Annotated in this window: 15 protein-coding genes; 6 read left to right on the forward strand and 9 right to left on the reverse strand. The window is 58.5% G+C overall.

What is annotated here, in order from left to right; genetic code table 11:
* The first annotated feature begins 74 nt into the window (after positions 1-74).
* On the forward strand, positions 75-974 hold the full coding sequence (locus tag ACR0C6_RS05595; RefSeq protein WP_480618595.1) for a MurR/RpiR family transcriptional regulator: 900 nt from the start codon (positions 75-77) through the stop codon (positions 972-974).
* Positions 975-1,039: 65 nt separating this feature from the next.
* Here ACR0C6_RS05595 and ACR0C6_RS05600 read toward each other — a convergent pair whose 3' ends face one another.
* Both ACR0C6_RS05600 and ACR0C6_RS05605 read right to left on the reverse strand, forming a co-directional pair.
* On the reverse strand, positions 1,040-2,041 hold the full coding sequence (locus ACR0C6_RS05600; protein ID WP_171231722.1) for a molybdopterin-binding protein: 1,002 nt from the start codon (positions 2,039-2,041) through the stop codon (positions 1,040-1,042).
* Complete coding sequence (locus ACR0C6_RS05605) at positions 2,038-3,006, reverse strand: XdhC family protein (RefSeq protein WP_152457826.1); 969 nt, start codon at positions 3,004-3,006, stop codon at positions 2,038-2,040. Before ACR0C6_RS05605 ends, ACR0C6_RS05600 begins: the two co-directional genes overlap by 4 nt.
* Positions 3,007-3,234: 228 nt before the next feature.
* Between ACR0C6_RS05605 and ACR0C6_RS05610 the strand changes: the two genes are divergently transcribed.
* On the forward strand, positions 3,235-3,735 hold the full coding sequence (locus ACR0C6_RS05610; protein ID WP_171725295.1) for a hypothetical protein: 501 nt from the start codon (positions 3,235-3,237) through the stop codon (positions 3,733-3,735).
* Positions 3,736-3,739: 4 nt separating this feature from the next.
* Here ACR0C6_RS05610 and ACR0C6_RS05615 read toward each other — a convergent pair whose 3' ends face one another.
* Together ACR0C6_RS05615 and ACR0C6_RS05620 are read right to left on the reverse strand one after the other, a co-directional pair.
* A complete protein-coding gene (locus ACR0C6_RS05615) occupies positions 3,740-4,999 on the reverse strand; it encodes a vWA domain-containing protein (protein WP_480618598.1) in 1,260 nt (419 codons plus the stop codon).
* Between the two features lie 6 nt (positions 5,000-5,005).
* The gene (locus ACR0C6_RS05620) at positions 5,006-5,914 is read right to left on the reverse strand and encodes an AAA family ATPase (RefSeq protein WP_480618600.1); all 909 of its coding nucleotides are present in this window, start codon (positions 5,912-5,914) and stop codon (positions 5,006-5,008) included.
* 162 nt (positions 5,915-6,076) lie between these two features.
* Between ACR0C6_RS05620 and pyrC the strand changes: the two genes are divergently transcribed.
* Positions 6,077-7,114, forward strand: a complete 1,038-nt coding sequence (gene pyrC / locus ACR0C6_RS05625) for a dihydroorotase (RefSeq protein WP_480618602.1) — start codon at positions 6,077-6,079, stop codon at positions 7,112-7,114.
* On the opposite strand, the gene ACR0C6_RS05630 is transcribed toward pyrC, so the two are convergent.
* Both ACR0C6_RS05630 and ACR0C6_RS05635 read right to left on the reverse strand, forming a co-directional pair.
* Positions 7,111-8,403, reverse strand: a complete 1,293-nt coding sequence (locus ACR0C6_RS05630; RefSeq protein ID WP_480618604.1) for an MmgE/PrpD family protein — start codon at positions 8,401-8,403, stop codon at positions 7,111-7,113. The genes pyrC and ACR0C6_RS05630 overlap by 4 nt on opposite strands.
* Positions 8,404-8,440: 37 nt before the next feature.
* The gene (locus ACR0C6_RS05635) at positions 8,441-8,887 is read right to left on the reverse strand and encodes a type II toxin-antitoxin system RatA family toxin (RefSeq protein ID WP_171232045.1); all 447 of its coding nucleotides are present in this window, start codon (positions 8,885-8,887) and stop codon (positions 8,441-8,443) included.
* 72 nt (positions 8,888-8,959) lie between these two features.
* Between ACR0C6_RS05635 and hpt the strand changes: the two genes are divergently transcribed.
* Positions 8,960-9,502, forward strand: a complete 543-nt coding sequence (hpt, locus tag ACR0C6_RS05640; RefSeq protein WP_480618606.1) for a hypoxanthine phosphoribosyltransferase — start codon at positions 8,960-8,962, stop codon at positions 9,500-9,502.
* Between the two features lie 24 nt (positions 9,503-9,526).
* Positions 9,527-9,979 (forward strand): hypothetical protein, encoded by a 453-nt coding sequence (locus tag ACR0C6_RS05645; protein WP_480618608.1) that lies wholly within the window; start codon positions 9,527-9,529, stop codon positions 9,977-9,979.
* Between the two features lie 11 nt (positions 9,980-9,990).
* On the opposite strand, the gene ACR0C6_RS05650 is transcribed toward ACR0C6_RS05645, so the two are convergent.
* Together ACR0C6_RS05650 and lipA are read right to left on the reverse strand one after the other, a co-directional pair.
* A complete protein-coding gene (locus tag ACR0C6_RS05650) occupies positions 9,991-11,142 on the reverse strand; it encodes an amidohydrolase (RefSeq protein ID WP_480618610.1) in 1,152 nt (383 codons plus the stop codon).
* Positions 11,139-12,089: a lipoyl synthase gene (gene lipA / locus ACR0C6_RS05655; RefSeq protein ID WP_171228645.1), complete on the reverse strand. Its 951-nt coding sequence runs from the start codon at positions 12,087-12,089 to the stop codon at positions 11,139-11,141. The genes ACR0C6_RS05650 and lipA overlap by 4 nt, the downstream gene beginning before the upstream one ends.
* Positions 12,090-12,352: 263 nt before the next feature.
* On the opposite strand from lipA, the gene ACR0C6_RS05660 reads away from it, so the two are divergent.
* Positions 12,353-12,901, forward strand: coding sequence for a redoxin family protein (locus ACR0C6_RS05660; RefSeq protein WP_480618612.1), 549 nt, complete (start codon positions 12,353-12,355; stop codon positions 12,899-12,901).
* Positions 12,902-12,949: 48 nt separating this feature from the next.
* Here ACR0C6_RS05660 and ACR0C6_RS05665 read toward each other — a convergent pair whose 3' ends face one another.
* The gene (locus tag ACR0C6_RS05665; RefSeq protein WP_480618614.1) at positions 12,950-14,029 is read right to left on the reverse strand and encodes a DUF6456 domain-containing protein; all 1,080 of its coding nucleotides are present in this window, start codon (positions 14,027-14,029) and stop codon (positions 12,950-12,952) included.
* Positions 14,030-14,226: the final 197 nt, after the last annotated feature.

Below are 14,226 nucleotides of genomic sequence, written 5' to 3' on the forward strand. Positions count from 1 at the left end.
CGTCTGTCCTCAGCTAATGAACTCAAGATTCGTTTTCAATTTACCAATTAGAAAACATATGTTTTGTTTGCCGCATGACCCGCGCTCTAACTGCCATCGTTACGCAAATGCGCCGCGAGATCGATGAAATGCCTGCGCAAATGCAGGTCGCTGTAAAGTACATCATCGATCATCCCGCCGATTTCGCGTTGAATTCGATCCGCACCACCACCGATCGCATCGGCATCAGCTCGAACGTTCTGATCCGGCTGGCGCAACGCATGGGGTATGACAGCTTTGACGCTTTTCGGCGCCCATTTCGAAACGCTCTGACAACCGATGGTGAGGACAGGTTTGGGCAGGATTGGCTGGAACACCTAAAGGAACAAGGACAGTTTGGTGCGGCGCAAACACGATTTGCGCAGAACGAAATAAATGTCGTGGCCAGATCGCTGCGTCTCATGGCCCCCCATTTGACGGAACAGGCCGTCGCGCACATCAGATCGGCGCGTCGCTGTTATGTGACGGCCACACGATCCAGCCACGCGCTGGCCTATTACTTTCACTACGCCGCCCGTATGGCCCATCCCGGGCTTCAGCTGGTGCCCCGCCACATGGGTTCGGCCATCGATGATCTGGTCGAAGCCACCGCCGAGGATTGTCTGTTTGCCATCACGGTTCACCCCTATTCCGCCGACACGATTCAGGCGATGCGGTATGCTCGGGGCCGGTCGATGCGCATCGTCCTGTTGTCGGATAGCGAGGTCATCGCCCCGGGGGTTGAACCGGATGTCGTCCTGCCTGTCAGCACGCGAACCTTGCACCCGTTTTCCAGTTTTTCGGGGGCAATGGCCGTTCTTGAATGCCTGCTGGGCCATTTGTTTGACGCCGGCGGAGAGACCGCCAGAGAAAGAGTGGATGCCTATCAGAAAGCACGGGAAGACACCGGAGCGTATTGGCGACCCGGCGTATTGCCAAAGCTTAGAAAACCATAAGCCGGTTCGGTCAAAGCCTCTGGGGTCAACCTCAGAATTCAGCCCCGTTCAGGATCAGCGGCGGATCATTCTTTTCGTTTGGCGCGCGGCTGCGGTCTGGTCGGGATTTCCTTCAACAATCCTCCGACCCCCATTCCGGCAATATCCGATCCGGTCGTTTCGATCCCGCAGGCAACCCGTGACAGAACCCAATCCGCCCCGTTCAACGCCGGAGATCGTGCGCACCCGGGCAACCCGATCACCGGTCGATCCTGCATCGCACCCAGAAACAGCAGGTTTCCCGGATCAACCGGCATCCCGAACCGATCCACCCGCCCACCGGCAAACCGAACAGCAGACGGGGCAACATCGTCCGGGTCCGAGGTCGCGGATCCGGTCAGGATCATGAGCAGATCACCGGTCGTTCTGGTAACCGCCTTGGCCAGCGCATCCACGCGATGCGGCACGATCTGCACATCACACAAATCCAGACCCAGTGCTTCGGTCCGTCCGCGAATGGCGGCGATCCCCTTGTCGTTGGGCGGGCCGCCGGGGATATCCGTAACGATCAAACCTGCCGTCTTGTGAACGGGTCTTGCCAGGCGCACGGCCCCTTGCGCCAAATTGGCGGCCCGCCGAACATCAGCCTCTGGCACGGCATATGAGATGACCTTGATGGTGGCGACCATGCCATTCGGGCCCATCTGCTGGTATTGCGGAACCGTCGCAACCGTGATCATCGGGTTGACCTGATTGAACATTTCCAGCGCATCCACATCCAGAACCGCCACGCCCGGCCCGTCCGCCAACAGGTTGACCCGGCCGGTGAACGCGTCTGTCACGCGCAGATTGGCCGACGCCGCATCTGGTGCAAGAGCCGCGGCCAAACGACGTGCGGCCTCGTCTTCGTGACAATCGCCGGGTTCAAGGCGCGCAACGATCACTTCGCGGATGTCCGCCTGCGTCAACTGCGCCATATGCTCTGCTTGCAGTGACAGCCCCTTGCGCAGCTTTTGACCGTCAGCTGTCACCGAATGGGCCAGAATGGCGCCTTTTGCTTCGGAGACGGGTACCGGACCAAACCTCATGCCTTGCCTCGCAGAACGGCCGTCATCTGCGCCAGAATTGCAACGGCAATCTCGGATGGGCCGGCAGCCCCGATATCCAACCCGATTGGCCCATGAATCCTCGAGATTTGCTGTTGGCTGAAACCGGCTGCTTTCATACGCTCGACGCGTTTGGCGTGGGTACGTGTCGATCCCAATGCACCAATGTAAAACACGCCCGCATCCAGTGCAGCTTGCAACGCCGGATCATCCAGCTTTGGATCATGTGTCAGCAGGACAATTGCGGTGCGCGCATCCAACCCGAGTTTTGCAACGGCCTCATCCGGCCAATCCGTAAGGATCGTTTCCCCCGGAAAACGGGCGCTGGATGCAAACGCGTCGCGCGGGTCTATTATGGCCGGATCATACCCGGCAATTCGCGCCATCGGCACCAATGCCTGTGCGATATGCACCGCACCAACAACGATCAATCGCAGCGGCGGGTTGTGAACAGCCACAAAGGTCTGACCATCTTCTTCAAAACCGGACCGATCCATGCGCAGCCGTTCCGCATAGGCGTTACGACGCAAGGCTCTGTGCCCGGTATCGATATTGACTTCGTAAGCGATGGGTTCACGCGCTGCGCGGGCTGCAACCAGTTCCGCAAGCATAGGTTCGGGCAGAACCTTTCCAACGGGTTCGACAAGAACGCGAATGGTCCCGCCACAGGCCAGCCCGACCGCAAAGGCATCTTCGTCGCTCACTCCGAATTCCAGCAAGCGGGCTTCGCCTTCGTCAATGGCCTCAAGCGCCTCGACGATCACCGCGCCTTCGACACAGCCGCCAGACACAGAGCCTTCGATCCGGCCATCGCCGCCGATAACCAGCTGGGAACCCACCCGGCGTGGCGCGCTGCCCCAGGTTTCGACAACCGTGGCAAGCGCGGCGCCGCTGCCATTGCGGTGCCACTTCAATGCCGTTTCCGGGCTGTTGTCGAATCGTTCCATCAGGACCTCCAGACGTCGTCTGTCTCCAACATAGGCAGGATTGGCGGGATGAAAAGCGCAACGCCCCTGTCAAAACGTCCATGTTGAGCCCTGCAAGCCGATGCTAAAGCCTGAACAATATTCAATAAATCATAGTATTGATTGTTATGGGCCCGGGTTTTAGCTTGTGCGGGCAGCGGGCCGGTTGCCCAAGCTGCATACCAAACACATTTTTTCGGAGACAAGCAGTTGAAACATTATCTTGCACTGGGCGCAGTGGTTGGCCTTTTGGCTTCGACCGCAGCGTGGGCTGACACATTCGAACGTTATGGAGAGGTCGAGGGCTGGAAAGTCTTCATCGACAACGAAAAGAAATCCTGCCTGATCGAGGCCGTGGACGATGCGGAAAACGTCGTTCAGATGGGCCTGACCGAAGATCGCGGCGTGGGGTATGTGGGGGTATTCACCAAAGCCGATACCGACATCAAACGTGGCGAAACACAAGAAGTGGCCATCCTGATCGGGGACAACATCTATCTGGGTGAAGCCACAGGTATGAAAGGCAACATCACCAAGGGTTATTCCGGCGGCTATGTTCTGTCAGACAACCCACAATTCGCGGATGATCTGGCCAAGAAAAAGGTCATGATCGTGTTCCCCGAGACATCCTATGCATTTACCGTCGATCTGACCGGCACCTACAAGGCCATGGAAATGGCCCGGAAGTGCAACGAAGAACAGTTGTCGTAACGGTCTAATCGGAAAGCGCGGCCATCAGCCGTGCTTTCTGCCCCTGGTCGTCAGGTTGCGAAATCACGGCGGCCAGATCCTCGAGCGAGGCAATCGAGTGCCCTGCCCTGAAACTGTCGACATGGGGCAGCATGGCCGCCACCCCCTGGGCCTTGGGGGCAAACCCGTCCCAGCGCAGCAGAGGGTTCAGCCAGATCAGGCGTTTGGAGGACAGGTGCAGCCGCTCGATCTCTTTCTCAAGGCACTCCGGGTCACCCCGTTCCAAACCGTCGGTGATCAAAAGAACAACCGCACCTTGCCCCATGACACGTCTTGACCAGTCTCTGTTGAACTGATGCAGACAGTCGCCGATGCGTGTGCCCCCTTCCCAGTCCTGCGCCTCGGCCCCGGCAGCGGCGAGCGCTGCGTCGACGTCCCGATGATGCAAATGGCGGGTTATGTTGGTCAGGCGCGTGCCGAACGTGAAGGCATGAACCTTGGCCCAACCCGCCCCCTTGGCGTTCGAGACCGTGTGCAGGAAATGCAGAATGACTCGGCTGTATTGGCTCATCGAACCCGAGATATCGCAAAGCGCAACTAGATTTGGCCATCGCGGTTTGGGTTGCAGCCGGGCGATATCACGCAATTCGCCCCCTTGCCGCATGGCTGCGCGCAAGGTGCGGGCGCGGTCGATACGGTGCCCCAGATGGCTGGCCTGTCCGCGGCGCGATTCAATGGGTTTGACCGGCAGGGTCATCCGCGCCAATACGCGTTTGGCTTGCGCGATTTCTGCGGTGCTCATCTGTTCGAAGTCCAGGTTGCGAAGACGCTCTTCGGACGATGCCGTTTGCGTGGCGTCAATCTCGATTTCGGTTTCGCCTTCATCTTGCGCAGCCGGTTGGGGCGCGTCACGTTCGACACCATCCAGCAGGGCCTCGGCTGCGCGCTTTTCACCGGCATCCGCCTTGCGCTCCTCTTGCACGCCCCGAATGGCAGGAAGCATCATGGCCATCATGTGTTCCATGTATCGCGGGTCGCGCCAGTACATTCGGAAGACCTGCGCAAACACCGTGCGATGTTCGGGGCGGTTCACGAAACAGGCGTGCAGCGTCCAGTAGAAATCCCGTTTCCGGGTGAAACCTGCCGCCTGCACGGCACGAATTGCGTCGACCACGCGACCGGGTCCGATTGGCAGCCCTGCCTTTCTGAGTGCGCGGGCAAAATGGGTGATGTTCTGCGCCAGCTTCGGGTTGTCGGGAATCTCCAGCGGGATTTGCTCGGCCATAGCGCGTCAGGCCGGTTCAAGCGTCGCTTTGGCCTCATCCAGAATGCGCTTAGCCTCAGACCCTTGCAGCTTCTGGATGTCGTCCTGATATTTCAGAATCGCCCCCAGCGTGTCACCGATCACCTCGGGGCTAAGGTTCATCACGTCCAGCGCCAGCAGACACTTGGCCCAGTCAATGGTTTCGGCCACGCCGGGTTTCTTGAACAGGTCCTCGGTGCGCAGACGCTGGACGAAAGCCACGACTTCGCGGCTGAGCGCATCGGCGGCCTCCGGCGCGCGCGCGTGCAGAATTTCGATCTCGCGTTCGAAATCGGGATAATCGACCCAGTGATACAGGCAGCGACGCTTGAGGGCATCGTGCACTTCGCGGGTTCGGTTCGACGTGACAATCACAATGGGTGGTTCGGGTGCTGAAACAGTTCCCAATTCAGGGATCGTGACCTGAAAATCACTGAGAGCTTCCAGCAGAAAGGCTTCGAACGGTTCATCGGTCCGGTCCAGTTCGTCGATCAGAAGAACCGGTGCTCCGTTTTCGTCGGGGCGCATTGCTTGCAGCAAGGGGCGTTCGATCAGGTATTCATCCGAAAACAGTTCCGCCTGCAACGCGCCCCTGTCGGCCCCGCCCGAAGCTTCGGCCGTTCGGATCGCGACCATCTGCGCCGGAAAGTTCCATTCGTAAACGGCCGAGGACGCGTCCAGACCTTCGTAGCACTGCAACCGGATCAAACGGCGGTTCAGACCGGATGCCAGCGCCTTGGCGATTTCCGTCTTTCCAACTCCGGCCTCGCCTTCCAGAAACAACGGGCGTCCAAGCTTGAGCGACAGGAACACAACCGTGGCAAGGGCCCGTCCGCAGACATAGCCCTGACGTCCCAGCATCTGCTGCACGGCATCGATGGAATTTGGCTGCGTCATGGAAATCCTCTCTACTTCGCGGACAAACAGGTCACGCAAGCGCCTTTGCGTCAAGGCCCCAGCCCCTGTCAGAGCTACGACGTTCCGGTTGGTTGACAAGTTTTTTCGGCAACTCGTTCCGGGCTGGTTGGTCTTTCGGGGCAGCTATGCTAGCGGAAGGCCATGACTGATACCCTCACGATCCGCCGCCCCGACGATTGGCATCTGCATCTGCGCGATGGCGCCATGTTGCAGGCCGTTCTGCCCGAAACTGCACGTCATTTCGCCCGTGCAATCATAATGCCGAACCTCGTGCCGCCGGTCGTGCGCGGGGATCAGGCCGCCGCTTACCGCGACAGAATCCTGGCCGCCCTGCCCGACGGCATGGTGTTCGAGCCACTGATGACCCTGTACCTGACCGAGGATACAGACGCGCAGGACGTCGCCGCCGCCCATGCCAGCGGGCTGATAAAAGCGGTCAAGCTGTACCCCGCAGGGGCCACGACCAATTCGGCCTCGGGCGTGCGCGACTTTGACAAAGTGCGCCCGGTTCTGGAGAAAATGGCCGAGATCGGCCTGCCCATGTGTGTCCATGGTGAAGTGACCGACGCCGAGATCGACATCTTTGACCGCGAGGCCGTGTTCATCGACCGCGTTCTGGACCCGATCCGAAAATCGACGCCGGGTCTGCGCGTGGTGATGGAACATATCACCACGTCCAATGGCGTGGACTATGTCAAAGCCAACGAAACGGATCTGGGCGCGACGATCACCGCGCACCACCTGATCATCAACCGCAACCATATTCTGGTGGGCGGGATCAAACCGCATTACTATTGCCTTCCGGTCGCCAAGCGCGAGGAACATCGCCTGGCCCTGCTGGCTGCCGCAACGTCGGGCGACCCGAGGTTCTTCCTGGGCACGGACAGCGCTCCGCACACGGATGCAAACAAGGAAATGGCCTGTGGCTGTGCGGGGTGTTTCACCGCGACGAATACCATGTCTCTGGTGGCCGAGATGTTCGACCGCGAAGGAGCGCTGGAAAAGCTCGAGGCGTTCGTCTCGCTCAACGGGCCGGGCTTTTACCGCCTGCCTGTGAACGAAGAGACGATGACCCTGACCAAAGGCGAGCCGGTTGCATACCCGTCAAAGATCGACACGGGCGATGGACCTGTCACGGTGTTCGACCCGGGCTTTCCACTGCACTGGAGCGTGGCTTAACCCGCCATACGTTCGGCCAGATCACGGGCGCGACCGCCGGTGCGCAGCATCGACCAGATCGCGTCCGCCTCATCCGTTCCGATCAGCTTCGACGCTTTGGCGCGCACACGATCCTCGCGGTCAGACAGCGACATTGGGGTCAGCAGGTCATGCGTCGCCTCGCGGCGGATACCGTCGCGACGCAGCAAGGCCAGATGCGCCTGCGTTTCCGACAGGTTTTCATCTGCTTCGACCGTGATGCGATCTTGCAGAGACTTAATCCGCGGGTCCGCGCAGACCTTGTCGGTATAGCTGTCCGGCAAAGCCGTATCATGCCCCAGCGCCTGCATCGCGATGACCGTCCGGTAAGAGAACTTGGCCCCCAGCCCGGTTGTGGGCGACAACTGATTGCAAACACTCATCCAACGCGGATGGGTTTTGATTTTGATCTCGGCCACTTCGGGTTCCGCGATGTCCAGCGCGCGCGCCGCCTCCAACGCCGCGTGCAGGCCGTGACAACAGGCGTGGAACTTGTGGCTTACCGTTTCGAACAACCATTCATCGCCCAAACCATCCAGCGCGCCTTGATCCGCTGCACCCTGATGTGTCGCGCCAAATCCATACGTGCCTTCCAGCGCGTCGGCGTTGGGTTGAAATCCACGCTGAACAAGCACAGCCGCCTCGACCCCTGCCGAAGCGGCAAGCCCGGCATTGTAAGGCTTGCCCATTGTTCCGAACTGGGCCTTCAGCCCGGCCGCGCGCGTTGCCGTCAAACCCAATACGGACCGCATCTGAACCTTGTCGAATCCAAGCAACCGCCCCACGGCGACAGCGGCCCCGAATGCACCGGATGTCGCTGTCTGGTGAAACCCGGCCTGATAATGCCCCCTGCCCAGCCACAGGCCGACACGGATTGACGTTTCCATACCGACCAGCGCGGCTTCGAGCAGATCGACCAGAATGCGGTCATCCCACTCGGCCACGGCAAGGGTCGCAGGCAGGATGGCGACTGACGGATGCCCGATATGCGCGAAATGCGTGTCATCGTAATCCAGCGCGTGGGATATCGTTCCATTCACCAAAGCTGCGCCGCGCAATGGGGCCGCGCCCCCTCCGAACAGATGGGCCTGAGCGTTCCCGCCCTCGGCCAGAACCATATCGCGAACTATGCAGGACACCGGCTCGGACGCCCCTGCGCGACCAACTGCCATCCAATCCAGAACGGACAGCGACGTGACAATCCGCGCCTGAGCCGTCGTTGAAACCGGGCCCGCCGCGAAGGTGGCCAATGCTGCTGTGAAATCCGTCATGAGCGCAGTCTAGCGTGCGCCCTTGCCGCGTAAAGACCTAGCCGTAGAGTTCTTTCGCACGCGCCTCGAAGGCGCGGACGATCCGCTGCATGGCTTCGTTGAACACTACGCCGATGATCCCCTGAAGGATGGCGTTCTTGAATTCGAAATCCACATGGAACGAGATGTTGCAGCCCCCATCGGGCGCGTCCTCGAACTGCCAGTCGGATTTCATGTATTTGAAAGGCCCGTCCAGATACTCGGTATCGATCTTCTTCTGATCTGCAAACAGGGTCACCCGGCTGCCGAACCGTTCGCGGAACACCTTGAACGAGATGACCAGATCGGCCTCCATCACCTCGGCCTCACCAACCGCGTAGGTCTTGCGGATCCGGGCCGCGGCGCACCAGGGCAGAAACTTTGGGTAGCTGCCCACATCCGCAACAAGATCATACATCTGCTGGGCTGTGTATGGCAGGTGGCGGGTTTCCGAATGGATTGGCATGATGTCCGGTATTTGCAGGTGACAATGGCGCGTCATGTCGTATGTTGCGCGCCAAAGATCAAGGGGGCTGCGATGACTAACCGCGCATATGTGATAGATGAGATGATCTCGGCCAAGGCCATCGCGGCGCGGATCGAAGAGCTATGCCGCGAAATTACGGATGAGTTCGGCGATACGGACAAGCTTGTCGTCGTGGGATTGTTGCGCGGCAGTTTCGTCTTCATCGCCGATCTGGTGCGGGAACTGGACCTGCCGATCGAAGTGGATTTCCTTGAGGCGTCCTCGTATGGCGATTCGATGGAGAGCAGCCGGGAAGTGCGCATTCTCAAGGACTTGCGCGGCGCGATCGAAGGCCGCGACATGCTGGTGGTCGAAGATATCGTCGACACCGGGCACACGCTGAACCACGTCACCAACCTGCTGCGCAGCCGCAAGCCGAAACGGCTCAAGTCGATTGCCCTGCTCGACAAACCCAGCCGTCGCGAAGTTGATTTCCGGTCAGACTGGATCGGCTTTGAAATTCCGGATGAATTCGTCGTGGGTTACGGAATCGATTACGCTCAGCGCAACCGCAACCTGCCGTTTATCGGTAAAGTCCGGTTTACCGAGGACTAGCCGCACTTTACCCGGGCAATTTGAGTGGCTACCCAGCGCCCCAAATTCAAAAACCAGAATAATAATAGACAAACTTATTTGCGCGCCCGTACTCTTCCTATCAGCTTGGGAGGATTATGGATGAAGCGTGTAGTTGCGACAGCTGCTGTCGTTATGGCGATCGTGGCACTTGCAAGTTCGGGTGCCGCAAAAGACAACAAGGGCAAAGGGCAAGGCGCCAATAAAAACAAAGTAGAGAAATCTATCAAGTCAAACGGCAAAGCCGTACCGCCCGGTCAAATCAAAAGATACACGCGTGGGCAGAAGCTGCCGGGTGATCTGAGTTTTGACTATATCGACGATCTCGACAACTGGAAGCTCAAGCCTTTGGGGCCCGGCCAGCGCTATATCCGGGTGGATGATGAAATACTCTCGATATCTGATGATACGAAGACAGTTATAGAAGCCGTTGGAATCGTTGGCGATCTGGTCAAATAAGTGGATCGTGACTAGCAGGTTTTGCCAAGCACGACATCAATCGCGCTCAGGAAAATCCCGGTTCCAATCGGAATAAGCGCATCCGGGAAATCGTAATCCGGGTTGTGCAGTTGCGGATGGTCCTGCCCCGCCCCCAACCAGAACATGGCCACCTGCGCGCCTTTGCCAAATTGGCCGAAGTCTTCGGAAAAACGCTGTGGCCGATCGACCAGCCGGCACGCGACGTCCCGATCGGCACAGGCTTTGGCCAAAACCGAAACGGTTTCACGGTCATTGACGCAGGCTTCGAACACCTCGTCATAGCTGATTTCGAACGCCAGTCCCTCGGCCTTCGCCGTGTTCTTGACCAGAGTTTCCGCCTCGGCCATCAGGCTTTCCATCCGCGCGTCCGAAACCGTACGCAGGGTCACCCACAGTTCGGCCTGCCCCGGTGCGACACCGACTGTGCGCTCGCCCAGAGTGGCATGGGTGATCGTGGTCAAAGCGTAGGTGTCATCCAAGTCGCCACCCGCCCCCAAGTTGGCCAATGCCGGAATCAACGTGGACAAAGCACCTGCCGGTGACACGCCGTCCTGAGGGGCGGCTGCGTGTGAGGTTTTGCCTGTCAGAAGGATTTGCATCCCGCGCGAAGCACAATTAGCGGGACCTTCACACAGTTCCACGGCGCCCAGCTCCAGCCCCGGCAAATTATGCAGAGACAGCACGATGTCAGGGGCAACCTCAGCGAACTGAGGATCGGCCCGATAAGCAATCGCACCATGTCCGGTTTCCTCGGCGGGTTGGAAGATCAGAACCACGCGGCCAGATTTTGGGCGCTGTTCCTTCAACGCCTCCGCCACCCCGAGAACCATCACCATGTGGCCATCATGGCCGCACAGATGACCCTTGCCTGCAATCTGAGACGCATATTCCAGATCCGAGAGTTCCTGAATTGGCAGCCCATCCAGCTCGCATCGAATTCCAACCGTGGGTCCGGCAATACCGCTTTCGTAAACGGCCGCAACACCGTGCCCGCCGATGCCGCACAGAACCCTGTCCGCACCCGCTTGGCGCAAAAGATCCGCAACCCGCGTTGCGGTATGCTCCTCTTGCCCCGAAAGCTCCGGCTGTTGGTGAAACTCGTGGCGCAGGCGGATGAGCTGCGCGATCCGCTCGGGTGTCACGCTTGCTGTAGCTTTGCTTGCCGGGCCGCGCGAAGCCGAGCGAAATCGTCACCCGCGTGGTACGAAGACCGGGTCAGAGGCGTTGCGGATACCATCAGGAACCCCTTGCCATAGGCCGCCTTTTCGTAAGATGCGAATTCTTCCGGGGTTACGAACCGATCCACTCCGTGATGTTTCGGAGTCGGTTGCAGATACTGGCCGATGGTCAGGAAATCGATATCCGCCGCGCGCATGTCATCCATGACCTGGCGCACTTGCTGTTCGTTTTCGCCCAACCCGACCATGATGCCCGATTTGGTGAAGATCGACGGATCAAGCTCTTTCACCCGCTGTAGCAGGCGCAGGGAATGAAAGTACCGCGCACCCGGGCGCACTTCGGGGTAGAGACCCGGCACCGTTTCCAGATTGTGGTTGAACACATCCGGTTTCGCTTCGACCACAATCTCAAGGACAGTGTTGTCGCATTTCAGGAAATCCGGCGTCAGAATCTCGATCGTGGTTTTCGGAGAACGATGACGTACCGCGCGGATTGTCTGCGCAAAGTGCTCGGCCCCTCCGTCTTGCAGGTCGTCACGGTCCACCGAGGTGATCACCACGTGGTTCAGGCCAAGTTTTTCGACCGCATGGGCCACGCGACCGGGTTCAAATGCGTCAAGATCGTCGGGGCGACCGGTTGCAATGTTGCAGAAGGTGCAGCCGCGCGTACAAATCTCGCCCATGATCATCATGGTGGCATGACCCTGGCTCCAGCATTCTCCTACGTTGGGGCACCCTGCTTCTTCGCAGACCGTCACCAGATTGTTGTCACGCATGATCCGCCGCGTATCCGCATAGCCCTTGCCACCGGGTGCCTTGACCCTGATCCAATTTGGCTTTTTGGGCTGTGCATTGTCCGGACGATGGGCTTTTTCCGGGTGGCGCTCTTCGGGGATCTTCAGATCTCGCACGGTCGTTTTCCTGACTTTGGGTCAACTCTTGTTACTCATAACATAGACAGAAGCGCGGTGTTACACCAGCGGCGCATAGCCGCTATGCATTGCATCCTCGCAAGTGCAGAAAGGCATCATGCGCGTATTCGTATTTGCGATTTAATTTCAATATTTAGCAAGAGGTTGACCTTATTCGCAATCGCAGCGTTTACGCGATTGAATGCGGTTTAGAACTGTTTTAATTCACACCAAAATCATATGTGAATCACAGGAGCTTGACTATGAAAACCGGCGCGAAACTGCCCGACGTGACCTTTCACACCCGTGTCCGTGACGATTCAATCGAAGGACCAAACCCATTCCGTTGGGAAGACAAGACGACAGCCGACTATTTCGCCGGTAAGCGCGTGATCCTGTTCTCATTGCCGGGTGCGTTCACCCCGACCTGTTCGACTTATCAGCTGCCTGGGTTTGAGAACGGCTATGCCGATTTCAAGGCCATGGGGATCGACGAAATTTACTGCATGTCCGTCAACGACAGTTTCGTGATGAACAAATGGGCCCAGGATCAGGACCTGAAGAACGTGAAAGTCATCCCCGACGGATCGGCGGAGTTCACCCGGAAAATGGGCATGTTGGTCGACAAGGACAATCTGGGTTTCGGAATGCGCTCGTGGCGCTATGCGGCCATCGTCAATGATGGCGTTGTCGAGGCGTGGTTCGAAGAGCCCGGCCTGATGGACAATTGCCCGGACGACCCCTATGGCGTGTCCTCGCCGGATAACCTGATGAAACATCTGAAGGCGTCAGCAGAACCTGAAATGGCCTAAGCCGCAAATCCAAAGAAAAGGCCCGCATACACCGGGCCTTTTTTCTGTTCAGCCGATCATCCGATCTCGTTCTGCCTGATCCTGATAATGCCGTTTCAGCCGTTGCAGGGCGATCCGCAGGACGATCTTGCCGGACCGCGCTGACCAACCCATTCGCTTTTCCGCCAGCTCCAACCCCTCCAGATAGCAGCAGCATCGCAACGCAACATCACTCAGACCCGGCCCCAGGTCGGACAAGGCCCGTGCAACGCGGTCCTTCGCATCAGAAGCCCCCTTTCCCCCATGGCTTTCACTGTCAAAGCTGCTTCGACCACCTGTCGTCAGAAAACGATCCCAGTTCTGCGAAACCTGAGGGCCGATCTGTGCCAGCTCAAAATCTTCGCGCAAGCGCTCGCCGGCGCTGACGAGGGAGTCATCCAGAAACGGTTTTCCGTCACGATCCCGTCTGCGCGACAATGCAATCAGCGGGCTTTCCGCAGCACTGTACCGAATGCGCTTGACCCGCTCGGCGGACCCGCCCGAAGGCTTGCCCTGAAAACTGCTCTGAGCTTCGGCAAAACCAAAGTCAGTCCCGGCACGCGCCTTGTTTTCTGCCTTGGCGATCAAATGACTTAGCGCCGTTCGTCCCGCTGCGGAAATCCGATATCGCGAAATGCGACCGGGATTGTCGCAGGTGATCCAGTCTTTCAAAGCCAGGGCCTGCGCTATCCTGCACTCTACGACTGCGGTTCTTGTTGCCCCGGCGTTGCCGGTGTCGCGCACGACGACCGCCTTGTCCATTTCCTCGGCCACGGCAAGGACCGAACCCGTCTCGCTCAGGCGGCGCAACACACGCAGTGCCTCATTTTCAAATTCTTCTTCAGCCGCGTTTTCTGATCCGCTTGTCGGGCGGTCGGCGCACTCCGAAGCTAAAAAATGTGTCTCTGCGAGCGATTGCAAGGCTGCATCCACCAATGGATCGTCGCGGCGCATTTCGATGCGTCGAATTTGCCTGAGGATAGTTGACGCATGGCACCCGGCTGATCGCGCGATATCGCGGATCGAACGACCCGTCTCGGTATGAGCAAGGTATCTTTGCGCCCCTTCTGGAACCCATGCCGGAATGGTGAAAGCCATGTTGTTTTCCATAATTATTTGCCCTCGTCGACAAAACAAACTGCCACTTTTCGCCCTCGGAATGTGGGTTAACCAAATCTAACTAGAGGTCCATTCGTTACTCGTTCGTTAACCACACAAGGCAAGAACCAGATTTGATTCAAAAAGATAAACAGTCGTGAAACCATCGTTCGGGGAGACTTCGACTAAGGCAACACCCGCTTAGGTTG

It is taken from the genome of Ruegeria sp. AL12 (assembly GCF_056540885.1).